This is a genomic window from Sphingomonas vulcanisoli (assembly GCF_011761305.1).
In the GTDB taxonomy this organism is placed as follows: domain Bacteria; phylum Pseudomonadota; class Alphaproteobacteria; order Sphingomonadales; family Sphingomonadaceae; genus Sphingomonas_I; species Sphingomonas_I vulcanisoli.
In genome coordinates, this window is record NZ_JAAOZC010000003.1 from 194,581 (window position 1) to 209,401 (window position 14,821).

14 protein-coding genes are annotated in these 14,821 nt (G+C 66.1%); 3 read left to right on the plus strand and 11 right to left on the minus strand.

Features of this window, described 5'->3' with window-relative positions; genetic code table 11:
* Positions 1–29 precede the first annotated feature (29 nt).
* Complete coding sequence (locus tag FHS31_RS07590; protein ID WP_243843336.1) at positions 30–749, minus strand: DUF72 domain-containing protein; 720 nt, start codon at positions 747–749, stop codon at positions 30–32.
* The gene (typA, locus tag FHS31_RS07595) at positions 749–2,590 is read right to left on the minus strand and encodes a translational GTPase TypA (protein ID WP_167072764.1); all 1,842 of its coding nucleotides are present in this window, start codon (positions 2,588–2,590) and stop codon (positions 749–751) included. Before typA ends, FHS31_RS07590 begins: the two co-directional genes overlap by 1 nt.
* A gap of 131 nt (positions 2,591–2,721) precedes the next feature.
* Here typA and FHS31_RS07600 point away from each other — a divergent pair, with 131 nt between their 5' ends.
* Positions 2,722–3,015 (plus strand): plasmid stabilization protein, encoded by a 294-nt coding sequence (locus FHS31_RS07600; protein ID WP_167072765.1) that lies wholly within the window; start codon positions 2,722–2,724, stop codon positions 3,013–3,015.
* Positions 3,016–3,115: 100 nt separating this feature from the next.
* Here FHS31_RS07600 and tgt read toward each other — a convergent pair whose 3' ends face one another.
* From tgt to FHS31_RS07640, 8 genes are all read right to left on the minus strand, one after another.
* A complete protein-coding gene (tgt, locus tag FHS31_RS07605) occupies positions 3,116–4,267 on the minus strand; it encodes a tRNA guanosine(34) transglycosylase Tgt (protein ID WP_167072766.1) in 1,152 nt (383 codons plus the stop codon).
* A 42-nt stretch (positions 4,268–4,309) separates the two neighbouring features.
* Positions 4,310–5,395, minus strand: a complete 1,086-nt coding sequence (gene queA / locus FHS31_RS07610) for a tRNA preQ1(34) S-adenosylmethionine ribosyltransferase-isomerase QueA (RefSeq protein WP_167072767.1) — start codon at positions 5,393–5,395, stop codon at positions 4,310–4,312.
* Positions 5,396–5,504: 109 nt separating this feature from the next.
* Complete coding sequence (locus FHS31_RS07615) at positions 5,505–6,218, minus strand: peptidylprolyl isomerase (RefSeq protein WP_341786313.1); 714 nt, start codon at positions 6,216–6,218, stop codon at positions 5,505–5,507.
* A gap of 2 nt (positions 6,219–6,220) precedes the next feature.
* Positions 6,221–6,703: a pantetheine-phosphate adenylyltransferase gene (coaD, locus tag FHS31_RS07620; protein ID WP_167072768.1), complete on the minus strand. Its 483-nt coding sequence runs from the start codon at positions 6,701–6,703 to the stop codon at positions 6,221–6,223.
* Positions 6,703–7,605, minus strand: a complete 903-nt coding sequence (locus tag FHS31_RS07625; protein WP_243843337.1) for a polyprenyl synthetase family protein — start codon at positions 7,603–7,605, stop codon at positions 6,703–6,705. Before FHS31_RS07625 ends, coaD begins: the two co-directional genes overlap by 1 nt.
* 7 nt (positions 7,606–7,612) lie before the next feature.
* The gene (locus FHS31_RS07630) at positions 7,613–7,864 is read right to left on the minus strand and encodes an exodeoxyribonuclease VII small subunit (protein WP_167072770.1); all 252 of its coding nucleotides are present in this window, start codon (positions 7,862–7,864) and stop codon (positions 7,613–7,615) included.
* An 87-nt stretch (positions 7,865–7,951) separates the two neighbouring features.
* Complete coding sequence (locus FHS31_RS07635) at positions 7,952–8,611, minus strand: cell cycle transcriptional regulator TrcR (RefSeq protein ID WP_167072771.1); 660 nt, start codon at positions 8,609–8,611, stop codon at positions 7,952–7,954.
* Between the two features lie 211 nt (positions 8,612–8,822).
* Positions 8,823–11,228, minus strand: coding sequence for a ligase-associated DNA damage response DEXH box helicase (locus tag FHS31_RS07640; protein ID WP_167072772.1), 2,406 nt, complete (start codon positions 11,226–11,228; stop codon positions 8,823–8,825).
* Positions 11,229–11,417: 189 nt separating this feature from the next.
* Here FHS31_RS07640 and FHS31_RS07645 point away from each other — a divergent pair, with 189 nt between their 5' ends.
* Together FHS31_RS07645 and FHS31_RS07650 are read left to right on the plus strand one after the other, a co-directional pair.
* Positions 11,418–12,416: a ligase-associated DNA damage response exonuclease gene (locus FHS31_RS07645; protein WP_167072773.1), complete on the plus strand. Its 999-nt coding sequence runs from the start codon at positions 11,418–11,420 to the stop codon at positions 12,414–12,416.
* Between the two features lie 58 nt (positions 12,417–12,474).
* Positions 12,475–13,401 (plus strand): arginase family protein, encoded by a 927-nt coding sequence (locus FHS31_RS07650; RefSeq protein ID WP_167072774.1) that lies wholly within the window; start codon positions 12,475–12,477, stop codon positions 13,399–13,401.
* On the opposite strand, the gene FHS31_RS16600 is transcribed toward FHS31_RS07650, so the two are convergent.
* Entirely contained in the window at positions 13,393–14,757 is a 1,365-nt protein-coding gene (locus tag FHS31_RS16600; protein WP_167072775.1) for an HD-GYP domain-containing protein, read from the minus strand. The two genes, FHS31_RS07650 and FHS31_RS16600, sit on opposite strands and share 9 nt — an antisense overlap.
* Positions 14,758–14,821: the final 64 nt, after the last annotated feature.

Genomic DNA, 14,821 nt, shown 5'->3' on the forward strand with positions numbered 1-14,821 from the left:
GTGGACCCCGGAACAAGTCCGGGGTGACGTCATGCGGTTTGGGCCAGCATATCGCGCAAGGTCAGCGCATCCTCGGTCGCCGCGCCGGAGGCAGTATTATCGTAAATCGTCCAGACCTCGCCCGGCGCGTTGCGTCCCGAGGCAACGTGATCCGCTACCTGGTCCGGGTCATAGGCCGAATAATAGATGCGCGGGCTACCGTGGAAGCGGCGGTAGGTGAGGGCGCGCCAGCCGCCCGGTTCGGCGGCTTCCTGTATCTTGGCGGGATCGGCGGCCACGCGGGCCACCTTATGCTTGACGAGTGAGGTCTCGGCCTTTGGACTGAACCAGCTCGCGTGACGGGGTTCGCAGGCGATGGCGCCGGGTAGCGCGGCGCTGAGAGCGGGAAAGAAGGCCTCCGCGATCTCCGCATCGAAAACCAGGCTCGGCGGCAATTGCACCAGCACCGGCCCGCGAGTGTTGCCGAGGCCGCCCACACCCTCGGCGAACGCCGCCAGCAGCGTCTCACAGTTCACCAGCCGCGCCTCATGGGTGATCGCCTTGGGCAGCTTCACCGCGAAGCGAAAGCCCTCGGGCACCGCCGCCGCCCAGCGCTCATAAGTGGCGCGCCGGTGCGGGCGATGGAAGCTGCTGTTGATCTCAACCGCGTTGAACACGGCCGCATAGCGTTCGAGCCCCGAGCCCTCCGCCGGAAAGCGCGCGGCCACCGCGGCGGGGATCGACCAGCCGGCCGTCCCCACCCGCTGCATCAGGCCGCCTGCTTCGCCCGGCTGGCGCGCTTGCGCTCGTTCGGATCGAGGTAGCGCTTGCGCAGGCGGATGCTCTTGGGCGTGACCTCCACCATTTCGTCATCGTCGATATAGGCGATCGCCTGTTCCAGCGTCATCCGCTTGGGCGGGGTGAGGCGGACGGCGTCGTCCTTGCCGCCCGAGGCGCGGAAGTTGGTGAGCTGCTTGGCCTTCATCGGATTGACCTCGAGATCATCCGTCTTGGCATTCTCGCCGACGATCATGCCCTCATAGAGCACCTCGCCATGCGTCACGAACAGGATGCCACGCTCCTCAAGCGGGCCGAGCGCATAGCTGTTGGCTTCGCCCGCGCCGTTCGAGATCAAAACGCCATTCTTGCGGCCTTCGATATTGCCCTTGTGGGGGCCGTATTTCTCGAACAGCCGGTTCATGATGCCCGTGCCGCGCGTATCGGACAGGAATTCGCCGTGATAGCCGATCAGGCCCCGCGAAGGCGCCGAGAAGGTGATGCGCGTCTTGCCGCCGCCCGAGGGCCGCATGTCGGTCATCTCGCCCTTGCGCAGGTTCATCTTCTCGACGACCGTGCCCGAATATTCTTCGTCCACGTCGATCACGACGGTTTCATAGGGCTCGGTCTTCTTGCCGTTCTCGTCTTCGCGGAACAGCACGCGCGGGCGGCTGATGCCGAGTTCGAAGCCCTCGCGGCGCATCGTCTCGATCAGCACGCCCAGCTGAAGCTCGCCACGGCCCGCGACCTCGAAGCTGTCCTTGTCGGCGCTCTCGGTGACCTTGATCGCGACGTTGGATTCGGATTCGCGCTCCAGTCGATCGCGGATCATGCGGCTGGTCACCTTGGTGCCCTCGCGGCCCGCCATCGGCGAATCGTTGACCGCGAAACGCATCGAGAGCGTCGGCGGATCGATCGGCTGCGCGTGCAGCGGTTCGGTGACGCTCGGATCGGCGATCGTGTCGGCGACGGTCGCGGTGGTAAGGCCGGCGATCGAGATGATGTCGCCGGCCTGCGCCTCATCGGTCGGCACGCGCTCCAGGCCGCGGAAGGTCATGATTTTGGAGGCGCGGCCGGTCTCGACGATCTTGCCGTCATTGTTGAGCGCGTGGATCGGCATGTTGGTCTTGACCGACCCAGAGAAGACCAGGCCGGTGAGAATGCGGCCGAGGAAATTGTCGCGGTCCAGCAGAGTCACCAGGAACTTGAACGGGCCGTCCGGATCGGCGGACGGCGGCGGCACATGCTCGATGATCTTGTTGAACATCGGCGCCAGCGTGCCCTCACGCAGCGACGGATCCTCATTGGCATAGCCGTTGCGGCCCGAGGCATAGAGCACGGGGAAATCCAGCTGCTCGTCGCTCGCTTCCAGGCTGACGAACAGATCGAACACCTCGTCCAGCACTTCCTGGATGCGCTCGTCGGGACGATCGATCTTGTTGACGACGACGATCGGCTTGAGGCCCAGCGCCAGCGCCTTGCCGGTGACGAACTTGGTCTGCGGCATCGCACCTTCGGACGAATCGACCAGCAGGATCACGCCATCGACCATCGAGAGGATGCGCTCCACCTCGCCGCCGAAATCGGCGTGGCCTGGGGTATCGACGATGTTGATGCGGATCGGCTCGCTCTCGCCCTCGGGCGTCCAATCGACCGAGGTCGGCTTGGCGAGGATGGTGATGCCGCGCTCTTTCTCGAGATCGTTGGAATCCATCGCGCGCTCTTCGACGCGCTGATTATCGCGGAAGGTGCCCGATTGGCGGAACAGCTGGTCGACCAGGGTGGTCTTGCCATGATCGACGTGCGCGATGATGGCCACATTGCGAAGGCGCATGGTGGTCTTTCGATTCAAGTTTCGGAATTCAGGCGGGCCCATAGGCGAAATGCGGCGTTGCGGCAAGGAACTTGGGGCGAAACGCGCCGGCCGTCCGAGCGTTTTCCCGCTTGCGAACAAGGAGAGCGATCATGCCCCAGGGTGACAAGAGCGCATATACCGACAAGCAGAAGCGCAAAGCCGAGCATATCGAGGAAGGCTATGAAAAGCGCGGCGTGCCCAAGAAGACCGCCGAGGGACGCGCCTGGGCGACGGTGAATAAGGAAAGCGGCGGCGGGAATAAGTCCGGCTCCGGGCGCGGCAAGAAGGATACGCATGTGTCTTCGAGCCGTGGCGGCAAGGCGCATAAGGCGGGATCGGCCGAGGCCCGGTCGGCGGCGGCGCGGAAGGGCTGGGATACGCGGCGGAAGAAAGCGGCGGGCTGACTTCCGATCCTCCCCGGAACGGGGAGGGGGGGTGTGCGAAGCATGGTGGAGGGGGCTATCGGCGAAGCGCAGCGCCGGTGGAGAGCCCCCTCCGTCAGGCCTACGGCCTGCTACCTCCCCGCGCCGGGGAGGATCTTGATGCGTAGCGCGTGCGGAAATCACTGGCCCAGCTTTTCAGCCGCTGCTCGGTGATCGCGGCGCGTAGCCCGGCCATCACCTGCTGGTAAAACCACAAATTATGCTGGGTCAGCAGCATCGCGCCGAGCATCTCGCCCGATTTGATGAGGTGGTGGAGATAGGCGCGGCTCCATTCGGCGATCGGGCTTTCGGGATCGATCGGCGACAGATCCTCCGCCCATCGCGCGTTGCGAATGTTGACCGGTCCGTCCCAGGTGAAGGCCTGACCGTTGCGGCCCGAGCGGGTGGGAAGGACGCAATCGAACATATCGATCCCGCGCTCCACCGCGCCGACGATATCGTCGGGCTTGCCGACGCCCATCAAATAGCGGGGCTTGGCGGGATCGAGCTGTTGGGGCGCATAATCGAGGCAGGCGAACATCGCGTCCTGGCCCTCGCCGACCGCCAGCCCGCCGACCGCATAGCCATCGAAGCCGATCTCCAGCAACGCATCGGCCGAGGCCTGGCGCAGATCGCGATCGAGCGCCCCCTGTTGGATGCCGAAGATCGCGGCGCGGGCGGCATGGTCCCCGCCGCCGTCGAAGGCGGCGCGGCTGCGCTTAGCCCAGCGCATGGACCGCGCCATCGCCTCGGCCTGCACCTCGCGCGACGTGGTGGTCGGCACCAGCTCATCGAACGCCATGATGATGTCCGAGCCGAGCAGCCGCTGGATCTCGATCGATCGTTCGGGGGAGAGGTGGTGCGCGGAGCCATCGAGGTGGCTTTTGAAGGAAACCCCATCCTCGCTGCGCTTGGTCAGCGCCGAGAGGCTCATCACCTGATAGCCGCCGCTGTCCGTGAGGATCGGGCGGTCCCAGCCGGAGAAGGCGTGCAACCCGCCGAGCTTCGCCACCCGTTCGGCGCCGGGGCGGAGCATCAGGTGATAGGTGTTGCCGAGGATGATATCGGCGCCCGTCGCGCGCACCTCGGCGGGCCGCATCGCCTTGACCGTGCCTGCCGTGCCCACCGGCATAAAGGCGGGCGTGCGGATCGTGCCCCGCCCCATGGCGATTTCGCCGGTACGCGCGAGGCCATCGGTGGCGTGGATCGAAAAGGCGAAGCGGGGCGCGATCATGAAGGCGCGCCCATGCCGCCGCGCGCCCGGCCTGTCGAGAGATTACAGATCGTGACGGATGCTGTGCGAGCGCGGATGCTCGATCATCTCGCCATCGCCGCGGCCCGGCAACAGCAGGCTCGCGTCGCCGTAGCTGTAGAAGCGGTAATGGTTGTCAATCGCGTGAGCATAGGCGGCCTGCATCCGCTCCAGCCCCATCAGCGCGCTGACCAGCATAAACAGCGTCGATCGCGGTAGGTGGAAGTTGGTGATGAGGCCGTCGATGCCGCGGAAGGTGTAGCCGGGGGTGATGAAGATGGCGGTGTCGCCGGTGAAGGGCTGGATCCGGCCCTCCGTATCGGTGGCGCTTTCGATCAGGCGGAGACTGGTGGTGCCGACGGCGATCAGGCGGCCGCCGTCGGCGCGAACGCCGTTGAGGCGGGCGGCGGTGGCGGCATCGATGCGGCCCCATTCGGCGTGCATCCGGTGATCGGCGGTGTCGTCGGCTTTCACCGGCAGGAAGGTTCCGGCGCCGACGTGGAGGGTGAGGGTTTCGTGGGCGATGCCGACCTTGTTCAGCGCTGCCATCAGGCCGGGCGTGAAGTGGAGCGCAGCGGTTGGGGCGGCGACGGCGCCGGGTTCGGCAGCGAACATCGTCTGATAATCGCTGGCATCCCGCGCATCGGTGGGGCGCTTGGCGGCGATATAGGGCGGCAGCGGCATGCGGCCGGCACGTTCGAGGAGGAGCTCGACGGGCTCGTCGCCTTCGAACGCGAGGAGGATCGCGCCATCGTCGTAGCGGTGCTCGGCGATCGCGGTGACGCCCTCGCCGAAATCGATCCGATCGCCCAGCCGCACGCGCTTGGCGTTGCGGACGAAGGCGATCCAGGTGCGGGGGCCTTCACGCTTGTGAAGGGTGGCGCCGATACTCGCCGCGCCACGCTTGCCTTCGAGTTGCGCGGGGATGACGCGGGTGTCGTTGAAAACGAGGCAATCGCCAGGGCGCAGGATCGCGGGCAGGTCGCTGACCTGGGCGTCGCGCGTTTCGGAGCCTTCCAATATCAGCAGCCGCGCGCTGTCACGAGGGACGGCGGGGCGGAGCGCGATCCGTTCGGGCGGGAGCGCGAAATCGAAAGCGTCGACGCGCATGGGCTACAAAATCTCCGATCACCCTGAGCTTGTCGAAGGGCCGTACTTCTTTTCGGCGTCCGAAGAAGGACAGTGCTTCGACAAGCTCAGCACGAACGGGTTTGGGGGCTCAGTGCTTAATCGTCTTCTTCACCGGCGCAGGCGTTGCAACGGGCTTGGGCGGCAGCGTCACGGGCGCCGCAGGCAGGCCGGCGATGGCTGGCGCGGGCAGGCTGGGGTCGGCGGGCGGGGCGCCGATGTAGACGCGGACCATCTTCGTCGGCACCGGCGGCGGCTCGCCCTGGGCGATACCATCGGCATTCTTCATGCCCTGAATCACGCGGCCGACGACGGTGTAGCCGCGATCGAGCTGCAGGTTGGCCGAGAGCATGATGTAGAACTGGCTGTTGCCGCTGTTCGGGGCCGAGGTGCGCGCCATCGCCATCGCGCCGCGGAAGTGGGGCAGATCGTTGATCTCGTCGGGCGTGTTGGGCAGGTCCGATCCGCCCGAGCCATCGCCCTTGGGATCGCCGCCCTGCGCCATGAAGCCATCGATCACGCGGTGGAAGGTCAGGCCATCGTAGAAGTGGCGGTTGGCGAGCGTCTTGAGCTGCGCCACCGATTTCGGCGCTTTGTCCGGGCGGAGCAGGACCGAGACAGTGCCGCCGCTGGAAAGCTCGATATTGATCACGTTGGCGGGATCGATGGCGGGCGTGGCATCCGGCTTGGTCGCCGTCTCCGGAGGCGCCTTGGGCTCGGCCAGCCCCTGCGGGCCCGTCGCCTGTGCGAACAGCGGCACGGCGGCCAGCGCCGCAATCCCGAATGCCAAGCTCTTCAGATACACTGTCACGCTCCCAATTTCGCGGCGACGTCGGCTGCCACGCCGGCGCTGACGAAGCGGCTGATATCGCCGCCGCTACGCGCCACATCCTTAACCAGACTTGATGCGATCGGCTGCAGCGCCGGATCGGCGAGCAGGAAGACCGTGTCGATCCTGTCGTCGAGCATGTGGTTCATGCCCGCCATCTGGCCTTCATAATCCATATCGGTGGCGTTGCGCAGCCCGCGGACGATGATCGTTGCGCCGACGCCTGAGCAAAAATCGACGATCAGCCCATCGCAGGCCTGCACTTCGATATCACCGTCATAACCGGCGGTTTCGCGACGGAGCATCGCCAGCCGTTCGTCGCGCGTGAACAGGGGCGATTTGGCCGAGTTGCTGAAGATGCCGACGATCAGGCGATCGAACACTTTGCCCGCGCGCGCGATGATATCCAGATGACCGAGCGTCGGCGGATCGAAGGTGCCCGAGTAAACGGCGGTCTTCATCAGCGGTCGCGCGAAATCACGTAGCGCGCGATGGCGCGGAGCAGATCGGCTTCGGCGCCGAAGCTGGCGAGCTGGCCGATGGCCTGATCGACGAGCATCTGCGCCTGCTGCTTGGCGCGATCGACCCCGACCAGGCCGATGAAGGTTGCCTTGCCCGCCTCGGCATCCTTGCCAACCGCCTTGCCGGTGTTGGCGGCCTCGCCCTCCACATCGAGGAGATCGTCGGCGATCTGGAAGGCGAGGCCGATATCGCGCGCGAAGCCGCGCAGCGGGCGGCGGCCTTCGGGCGGCACCTTGCCGAGGATGCCACCGGCTTCTAGGCAGAAGCCGATCAGTGCGCCGGTCTTGAGCTGCTGCATGCGGGTGGTGGTGGAAAGATCGAACGTCTCGGTCTCGGCCTCGATATCCATCACCTGGCCGCCGGCCATGCCGGCGGGGCCGCTGGCGCGCGCCAGTTCGGCGGTGAGTTCGGCGCGCACGAAGGGATCGGGGTTCCACTCGGGCTCGGCGAGGATCTCGAATGCCAGCGCGTGGAGCGAATCGCCCGCCAGCACGGCGGTCGCCTCGTCATAGAGCTTGTGGACGGTCGGCTTGCCGCGCCGCATGTCGTCATCGTCCATGCACGGCAGATCATCGTGGATCAGGCTGTAGACATGGACACATTCCACCGCGAGCCCGGCGCGCAGCGAGGCCGCGGGATCGACATGATAGAGGTTGGCCGCCGCGCGGACGAGCAGGGGGCGGATCCGCTTGCCGCCGCCGATGGCGGCATGGCGCATCGCGGCATATAGCCGATCGCGCAGATCGCCGGGCAGGGTGAGCAGCTGATCGAAGGCGGTATCCACCTCGGTGGCGAGGCCTTCCATCGCTGCCTTCAGCGAGATCGAAACGACATTGGTCATGGGGCGATCAGGCGGCATCGAAGGGGCGCGTGCCCGTGGGTGTGCCGCTGGCGTCGAGCGTAAGCCGTTCGATCCTGGCCTGCGCCGCCTGCAGACGGGCCTCGCACTGCTTCCGCAGGCGATCGCCCTCGCCATAGAGCTCGATCGATTCCTCGAGGGAGGCGTCGCCGCTTTCGAGGCGATGCACGATGGTTTCGAGGCGCTTCAACGCATCCTCGAACGAAAGCTCGGTGATCTCGGGCATCGCGGTTTCGCTCATGGGTTCCGAGCTTTTGATCGTGGGCGGCGCGGGGGTCAAGCTGGGAAGGCGTATAAGCCTCCCCCCGCCAGGGGGAGGAAAAGAGGATCAGCTCCGCTTGCCGAACAGCGCATCGACGTCGCTGAGCACGGCATCGCCGGCGTGGGCGGCGGTCTCGCGCTCCTGACGCAGCTGCGTGATCAGGGCCTCACGATCGCCCTCCAGCCGCGTATCGACCGGTGCTTCAATGCCCGCCGCCTTGGCCGCCTTGGCGACAACCGCATCCAGCTCGCGCTGGCTGGTGAGGCCGAGCGTCACCGGATCCTTCGGCGTGATGTTGGCCATGTTCCAATGGCTGCGATCACGGATCGCGGCGATGGTGGTGCGGGTCGTGCCGATCAGCAGGCTGATCTGGCCATCGGTGACTTCGGGGTGGTTGCGGATGATCCAGGCGATGCCATCGGGCTTGTCCTGCCGCTTGGAGACCGGCGTGTAGCGCGGGCCCTTGGTGCGGCGCTGCTGATCGGGCACCTTGGACATGACCAGCACGTAATTCGGATCGGCCTGGCCTTTATCGATCTCGTCCTGAGTCAGCTCATGCGCGCGGATCGGATCGCGGCCGGTAAGCTTGGTCTGGGCCGTATCGTCGGCGATGGCCTGGATTTCGAGGATGTGCAGGCCGCAGAAGGCGGCGATCTGCTGGAAGGAAAGCGCGGTGTTATCGACCAGCCAGGATGCGGTCGCGTGGGGCATGAGCGGCTGGGCCACGGGCGGAAACTCCAGATAAAGAAAGGGCCGCCCCTCGCGGAGCGGCCTGAATATGGAGGGAATGTAGACTTTGGCGGGGGCGGGGGCAAGCAGATTGGGCGGCGGATCGCTTTATGGCACGTCCCTCGACTTCGCTCGGGACGAACGGACTCTAAGGTCTCCTCCTCCTTCACCGTTCGTCCCGAGCGAAGTCGAGGGATGTGCTATGGGCTCAGTCCTCGCCCATTGCCTCGCGGACCAGGGACTCGGCCTCGATCAGCAGCGCATCGTCCGTCGCGCCCTGCGTCACCCGCTCGCGGCCGATCAGGACCAGCACGGGCACCGCCAGCGGCGAGACCTTGGCCAGATCGACATGAAGCATCGTCCCCGCCGCGCGATCGAGCAGATCGGCCAGCCTTCCGACATCGGTCATCCGCGCGCGGGCGTCGTTCCAGGCGGCGCGCATCAGTAGATGATCGGGTTCGTATTTCTGGAGGACGTCGTAGATCAGATCGGTCGAGAAGCTGACCTGGCGGCCGGTCTTGCGCTTGCCGGGGTGCTGGCGTTCCACCAGCCCACCGATCACCGCCACTTCGCGGAAGGCGCGCTTGAGTAGGCTCGATTGCTGCACCCAATCGACGAATTCGTCCTCCAATATATCCTTGTCGAACAAGGCGGCGGGATCGGTGACGGGCTCGAGGCTGTAGGTGGCGATGGCATAATCGCTGGCGACGAAGCCGATCGGTTTGAGCCCCGCCGTCTCCATCCGCCGGGTGAGCAGCATGCCGAGCGACTGGTGCGCGTTCCAGCCTTCGAAACTGTAGACGACCATATAGTGCCGCCCCTCGCGCGGGAAGGTTTCGACGAGCAACTGGCCGGGCTTGGGCAGCACCGAGCGGCGTGCCTGCATCTCCAGCCAGTCGCGTACATCTTCGGGGAAGCGTGCCCAATGCTCGGGCTCTGCAAAGTAAGCGCGGACGCGATCGGCGAGGTTGGTCGATATCGGCATCCGCGCGCCGCCGTAGGTGGGGATGCGCGCGGGCTTGGAACTGGCGCGGACGAGCAGATCCTCGGCGCTCATGCCTTGCACCTCCAGGCTCAGGCCCGAGAAGAAGAAGGTGTCGCCGGGGCGTAGCGTCGCGCCGAAACTCTCCTCGACCTTGCCAAGGCTGCGGCCGTTGCGGAAACGGACGTTGAGCATCGTCGCTTCGACGATGATGCCGGCGTTGAGGCGGTGCTGGGCGATGAATTTGGGGTGGCTTACCCGCCAAGTCTCGCCTTCGTTGGTCAGGCGGCGGAAGCGATCGTAGGCCTTAAGCGCATAGCCGCCGGTGGCGATATAATCGAGCACCTGGCGGAAGCGTTCGGGGGTCAGTGCGGAGTAGGGCAGCGCCGATTGCACCTCAGCGAGCATCTCGCTTTCCACGAAGGGCGCGGCGCAGGCGCAGGCCATGACATGCTGGGCGAGCACGTCGAGCGTGCCGGGGCGGAACACCTCATTGTCCAGCTCACGTTCCTCGACCGCATCGAGCGCGGCGCGCGCCTCGAGATATTCGAAACGGTTGCCGGGGACGATCACCGCCTCGCTCGTTTCCTCGAGCCGATGGTTGGCGCGGCCGATGCGCTGGAGCAGGCGCGACGAACCCTTGGGCGCCCCCATCTGGATGACGAGATCGACATCGCCCCAATCGACGCCGAGATCGAGGCTGGCGGTGCAGACCAGCCCGCGCAGCCGCCCGTCCGCCATCGCCTGCTCGACCTTGCGCCGCGCCTCGATCGACAGCGAGCCGTGGTGGATGCCGATCGGCAGGTTGAGCGGGTTCACCGCCCAAAGGTCCTGGAAGATCAGCTCGGCGAGGCTCCGCGTATTGCAGAAGACCAATGTCGTCCGGTGCGTTTCGATCTCGGCCATCACCTGCTCGGCGGCATAGCGGCCCGAATGGCCCGACCAGGGAATACGGTCTTGCGGCAGCAGGATGGCAAGCTTGGGCTCCGCGCCGGGATCGCCGCGCACGAGGCTGACCGCATCGATATCGCCATTGGGCGCGAGCCAGGCGCGATAGGCATCGGGATCGGCGACGGTGGCCGAGAGCGCGACGCGGCTGCTGCTGGGCGCGAGCGTCTGCAGCCGCGCCATGCACAGCGACAGTAGATCGCCGCGCTTGCCACTGGCAAAGGCATGAACCTCATCGACCACGATCGTCGAGAGATTGGCGAACAGGTGGATCGCGTCTTCGTGGCTGAGCAGCAGGCTGAGCGATTCGGGCGTCGTCAGCAGCATCTGCGGCGGCTTGACGCGCTGGCGGGCCTTGCGATCGGAGGGCGTATCGCCGGTGCGGGTTTCGACGCGGATATCGAGGCCCATCTCTTCGATCGGATCGATCAGATTGCGCCGCACATCGATCGCCAGCGCCTTCAAGGGCGAAACGTAGAGCGTGTGGAGGCCTTGCGTCGGGTTGGTGGCGAGTTCGACGAGGCTGGGGAGGAAGCCTGCCATCGTCTTGCCCGATCCCGTCGGCGCGACGAGCAGGGCGTGGCGGCCCGCCTCGGCGGCGGCGAGCATCTCCAGCTGGTGCCGCCGCGGCGCCCATCCGCGGCGCGCGAACCAATCGGCGATGGGGGAAGGGAGGGCCTTCATTCCAACGGTATATGGGGAGCATACCGGCGGAGGGCGAGGGCAATTGCCCCCTCCCTGGAAGGGATGGCTTGGTTGGGGGTGCTCTCCATCGGAGCGCGTGCTTCTGATCCACCTACCCCTAGCCCTCCCTTGCAGGGAGGAGGACATGTGCCGATGGGAACCTCCGCCTCGCTCACCCATATAGCCATCATGCCCCGTCTCGGATCCTGGATCGAACCGCACCCCACCGGGCTCTACATTCCCGCCGCCGATGCCTGGATCGACCCTTCTACGCCGCGCGAACGCGCGCTGGTGACGCATGGCCATGCCGATCATGCGCGCGGCGGCCACGGGTCGGTGCTGGCGACGGCCGAGACGCTGGCGATCATGGAATGCCGCTATGGGCCGCAGAATGGCCAGGCGATCGCTTATGGCGAGAGCGTCCGCATGGGCGATGTCGAGGTAAGCTTCGTGCCCGCCGGACATGTGCTGGGATCGGCGCAGATCATCCTCGATCATAAGGGGGAGCGCATCGTCGTCTCCGGCGATTACAAGCGCCGCCCCGATCCGACCTGCGCGCCGTTCGAGCCGGTGCCGTGCGATATCTTCATCACCGAGGCGACCTTCGGCCTGCCCGTCTTTCGCCATCCCGATACCGGATCGGAAATGGATCGGCTGCTGGAGGCGCTCCACGCCAATCCGGATCGCTGCGTGCTGGTCGGTGCCTACGCGCTGGGCAAAGCGCAGCGCGTGATCATGGAGCTGCGCGGGCGCAACCATCACGATCCGATCTATCTGCATGGCGCGATGCAGCGGCTGTGCGAACTGTATCAGAGCTTCGGTGTCGAGCTTGGCGACCTGCGCGCCGCGACCGGCGTCAAGAAGGAGGAGCTGAAGGGGCGGATCGTCATCAGCCCGCCCTCGGCGCTCAACGATCGCTGGTCGCGCCGCCTGCCCGATCCGATCACGGCGATGGCCTCGGGCTGGATGCGGGTCCGCCAGCGCGCCGTGCAGAAGAATGTCGAGCTGCCGCTAGTGATCTCGGATCATGCCGATTGGGATGAGCTGACCGCCACGCTGCAGGAAATCGGGCCGAGCGAGGTGTGGGTAACGCATGGCCGTGAGGAGGCTCTGGTCCACTGGTGCATGACCCGCCAGATCAAGGCCCGCGCGCTGGCGCTGGCGCATTACGAAGATGAGGACGATTAGACACTGATCCTCCCCTTGCAGGGGAGGAACTTGGGACCGACCCGAACGTCTCGCCCTCATGCACAAGCGCCAGACTTTCATCGGCCTTCCCGACGCCGATCTAGACCAGCTCGATGGCGCCAAGGTCGTCGTCCTCGGCGCCTCGGAAGCCTCCCCCTACGTCGCGGGCGAGCGCAGCCACTCCGCCGATGGTCCGGCGGTGCTGCGCAAGGCGTCTGCGCAGTTCGGCGCATCGCTCGGCCAATATGATTTCGATCTCGATGCAACGCTCTTTCCCGACAAGGAGGACAAGCGCGGCTGCGTCGATGCGGGCGATGTGCCGACCAGCGCCTGGGATGCCGAGGGCAATCGCGCGCGGATCACGGCGGCGGTGGAGAAGGTGGTCGCAGCGGGGGCGGTGCCGATCATCCTCGGCGGCGATGATTCGGTGCCGATTCCGGCGATCGCGGGGATGGCGGCACTGGGGCCGCTGACCATCTTGCAGGTGGATGCGCATGTCGATTGGGCCGATGTGCTGCAGGGCAATCCCTATGGCTATGGATCGACGATGCGGCGGGTGGCCGAATTGCCGTTCGTCACGCGCATGGTGCAGGTCGGCATCCGGGGTCTCGGGTCGGGCGAGAGCTGGCAGCATGACGACGCCCGCGCCTTCGGATCGAAGCTTGTCACCAGCTATGCGCTCCACGAGCAGGGCCTAAGCGCGGTGCTCGATGCGATTGAACCGGGCGCCAATGTCGTGATCTCAATCGATTGCGATGGCATCGATCCCGCCGTGCTGCCCGCGGTCAACATGCCGACGCCGGGCGGCCTGACCTATGAGGATATGGTCCGCCTATTGCGGGGCGTTGCCGCCAAGGCGCGGATCGCGGGGCTGGCGATGGTGGAATATGTGCCTTCGCGGGATGACCACAATCTGCTCTCCGGCCTTGTCGCGGCCCGGATCACGGCGGTCGGACTGGGCCTCGCGCGCGACGCGCTAGGCTAGACCGGCATAATCCTTCAGGGCCGCGAAGCAGCGCGGATCGATCGCGCGGCCGACTTCTTCGCCGATGATCGCCAGAGCGCGTTCGGCGGGCATCGCGCCACGATAGGGGCGGTCCGCGGTCAGCGCATCGTAGAAATCGCTGATCGTGATGATTCGCGTCGCCAGATCGATCTCCTGGCCCTGGAGACCGAGGGGATAGCCTTTGCCGTCCAGCCGCTCATGGTGCGCGGCGGCGATCGGCGCGAGATCGTGGAAGGCGGAGATGCGGCCGAGGATCGCCTGCGTGGCATCGGCATGACCGCGCATCACCACCCACTCGCCCTCATCAAGGCTCCCCGGCTTGTCGAGGATGGCGTTGCTGACGCCGAGCTTGCCGATGTCGTGGAGCAGCGCTCCGCGCTTCAGCCAGCGCAGGCGATCGGCCGGGAAGCCCACCCGCTCGGCCACCGCGATCGAGTAATCGGCGACGCGCTGGGAATGGCCGCCGGTGTAAGGGCTCTTGGCATCGACGACGAAACCGAAGGCGGCGGCGATATCGTCGAGATAATCCTCGTCGATCGTCTGGACATGCTGCGCGGGCTCCAGCGCCAGCACCTGCGTGGCGATCGTCGGGGAGGCAAGGCCGGTCCAGAAATCCGGTGCCGCGGCGACATTTTCCAGCGCCGCCACCAGCGTGGGATCGAACCAGCTGCCCGATCGGCCGCGCGCTTCGGTCATTGCCGCTTCCGGCCCGGCGGCGGCGTGAAACACCTCGACGACCTGCGCCAGCAGCGCGATCCGCGAAAACAGCGGGATCGCCTCGCCGGCGAGATGATCGGGCTTGCCGGAGCCGTCCCACAGCTCATCGAGGCTGTAGATGCCGGACGCGACCGCATCCGAAAAATGCAATTGCCGCGCGATATCGGCGCCGCGTGTGCAGCGCGTCTCGATCATTTCCTGCGCGATCGCCGGGCCGTTCTTGAGGATGTTGAGGATCGCCTTGCCGCGCTGACGCAACGGCACGTTCCGCCCGACATTCTTGAGCAGGAAACCGAGCACGGGGCGCAGGCCCGATCCCACCAGCTTGAAATCACGTTTGAAGGCGCGATCGTCGGCCAGATAGATGTCGCAGATCCGCGCGGCGTTGCTGCTGCAGCCAAGATCCTTGAGCAGCAGCACATAATACAGCTCGGCCAGCGCCGCTTCGGACAGGCCGATCGCGCGGCCGATATGGCTGCCGATCCAGCAGGCGCGAACGCAATGCCCCTCCGGCTGGCCCTCGGTGATATCCAGCGCATAACTGAACGCGCCGAGCAGTTCGGCGAGCGGTAAGGATGCCGGTGCGGGCCCCGTGGCCCGAGAGGCATGAATGGACATGCTGCTGGTATAGCAGCAAATCCCTCCATCGCGGGTTAATCCCCGCTTGCGGGTAATACGTAGT

Excerpts from the sequence above, each read along its gene's own strand:
- FHS31_RS07590 (WP_243843336.1), bottom strand. The coding sequence starts at position 749 with ATGCAGCGGGTGGGGACGGCCGGCTGGTCGATCCCCGCCGCGGTGGCC.
- typA (WP_167072764.1), bottom strand. The coding sequence starts at position 2,590 with ATGCGCCTTCGCAATGTGGCCATCATCGCGCACGTCGATCATGGCAAG.
- FHS31_RS07600 (WP_167072765.1), top strand. The coding sequence starts at position 2,722 with ATGCCCCAGGGTGACAAGAGCGCATATACCGACAAGCAGAAGCGCAAA.
- tgt (WP_167072766.1), bottom strand. The coding sequence starts at position 4,267 with ATGATCGCGCCCCGCTTCGCCTTTTCGATCCACGCCACCGATGGCCTC.
- queA (WP_167072767.1), bottom strand. The coding sequence starts at position 5,395 with ATGCGCGTCGACGCTTTCGATTTCGCGCTCCCGCCCGAACGGATCGCG.
- coaD (WP_167072768.1), bottom strand. The coding sequence starts at position 6,703 with ATGAAGACCGCCGTTTACTCGGGCACCTTCGATCCGCCGACGCTCGGT.
- FHS31_RS07625 (WP_243843337.1), bottom strand. The coding sequence starts at position 7,605 with ATGACCAATGTCGTTTCGATCTCGCTGAAGGCAGCGATGGAAGGCCTC.
- FHS31_RS07630 (WP_167072770.1), bottom strand. The coding sequence starts at position 7,864 with ATGAGCGAAACCGCGATGCCCGAGATCACCGAGCTTTCGTTCGAGGAT.
- FHS31_RS07640 (WP_167072772.1), bottom strand. The coding sequence starts at position 11,228 with ATGAAGGCCCTCCCTTCCCCCATCGCCGATTGGTTCGCGCGCCGCGGA.
- FHS31_RS07645 (WP_167072773.1), top strand. The coding sequence starts at position 11,418 with ATGCCCCGTCTCGGATCCTGGATCGAACCGCACCCCACCGGGCTCTAC.
- FHS31_RS07650 (WP_167072774.1), top strand. The coding sequence starts at position 12,475 with ATGCACAAGCGCCAGACTTTCATCGGCCTTCCCGACGCCGATCTAGAC.
- FHS31_RS16600 (WP_167072775.1), bottom strand. The coding sequence starts at position 14,757 with ATGTCCATTCATGCCTCTCGGGCCACGGGGCCCGCACCGGCATCCTTA.